The 1,324-nt window shown below is 33.5% G+C and carries 2 protein-coding genes and 1 pseudogene; all 3 read left to right on the forward strand.

Translation table 11 applies throughout. The features are described 5' to 3' along the window. Positions 1-253, forward strand: a pseudogene (locus tag KHW44_RS09670) (hypothetical protein); the annotation flags it as partial. 67 nt (positions 254-320) lie between these two features. Next, positions 321-815 (forward strand): Panacea domain-containing protein, encoded by a 495-nt coding sequence (locus KHW44_RS09675; RefSeq protein ID WP_304068913.1) that lies wholly within the window; start codon positions 321-323, stop codon positions 813-815. Between the two features lie 2 nt (positions 816-817). Further along, complete coding sequence (locus KHW44_RS09680; RefSeq protein ID WP_278725738.1) at positions 818-1,207, forward strand: type II toxin-antitoxin system PemK/MazF family toxin; 390 nt, start codon at positions 818-820, stop codon at positions 1,205-1,207. Positions 1,208-1,324 lie beyond the last annotated feature (117 nt).

Raw genomic sequence — 1,324 nt, forward strand, 5'->3', positions numbered from 1 at the left:
AAGCCTGCTTGATTTGACATCCCTCATGCTAGCCGTTGTGAATTTGCTGATAATTCCAGTGTTTACATACGTCGTGGTGAGTGCTGTGACGAACAATCAGCAGTTGATTAAATCTATAATTATGTACGCGGCGATTGGCCCAGCTTTTGTGATTTCGTCCGATTTTTATAAGAAAACAAAGATTAGAATTATAGAGCTTGGATTTTTGCTGTCGGTCGTTACGGTGTATATTTTGAATTATTTGTTCTTTTAAATAGCAGAACATATGTTGCTATGTTGTGTTTGAAGTTATATAATGATGTTAATAGGAGGTGTAGAGAATGAAAAAAGAATTTGAAGTTACGAAATATTTGATTTATTCATATGAAAGACAAACTGGCAATAGAATTCAAAGCGAATTAAAATTGCAGAAACTAATGTATTTTTCACAAAGAGAGTCTCTATGCTTGACTGGTCATCAATTATTTGATGAAGAATTTGAAGGATGGATACATGGACCGGTGTTGCCATCGTTGAGATATTGCCTAGAAAATTCGGAAGTATTTGATATCGAAGGCGGATTTTCTTTGACAGAAGAAGAAAAATACGTGATCGACAATACGATTGCTCAGTACGCTAAGTATGATGCGTGGTATTTGAGGGATTTGTCGCACGAAGAATATTGTTGGCAAAAAAGCAGGGAAGGATTAACTGACAAGCAACAAGGATTTAATAAAATAAAGCTTGATGATATAAGGGTGGATGCGAATAAGTTGAGACCTTACGATTCGGTTTTTGATATGTATGTAGACGAATTTGAAGATATTGAGGATTAAGTATGAATAATTCTAGTAAAGAATGGTCTATATACAAAGTAAGATTTCCGTATTACAATTCCAAGACTAACAGGATTGATTACAAATCCAGACCGTTTTTAATTATAAAGGAAGCTGACGATAAATTTCCTAAAGATTATAACGCACTTCCAGTTTCCAAGATAACAGACAGAAGTAGAAGACATGTGAAATATGATGTGGCAATCAATAAAAATGATTATCCTAATCTGAATCTAACTCAACCGATTAGTTTCATTAGAATTCACAAAATGCAAACTGTCAATGAAAAGGACTTGTATGCTGCGATTGTAACGGATATTGAAGCAGAATATCCCACTCTAGTTGCAAATATCAAATTGTTAATAGAAGAATATTATACAAATTTTAAATAGGCGAATCAATTCGTCTATTTTTTTGCGTAAAAAAAGAGGACATTGTCCTCTTCTAATTTATTTCAATGTTATTCCAATGGTCTGTAATCTTCTGCCAATGCATCTCTCAAATAAACG

It is taken from the genome of Finegoldia magna, assembly GCF_018371055.1.
GTDB lineage: Bacteria > Bacillota > Clostridia > Tissierellales > Peptoniphilaceae > Finegoldia > Finegoldia magna_I.

What these genes read in the sequence shown, in the direction of transcription:
- KHW44_RS09680 (WP_278725738.1), top strand. Translation starts at nt 818, where the DNA reads ATGAATAATTCTAGTAAAGAATGGTCTATATACAAAGTAAGATTTCCG.
- KHW44_RS09675 (WP_304068913.1), top strand. Translation starts at nt 321, where the DNA reads ATGAAAAAAGAATTTGAAGTTACGAAATATTTGATTTATTCATATGAA.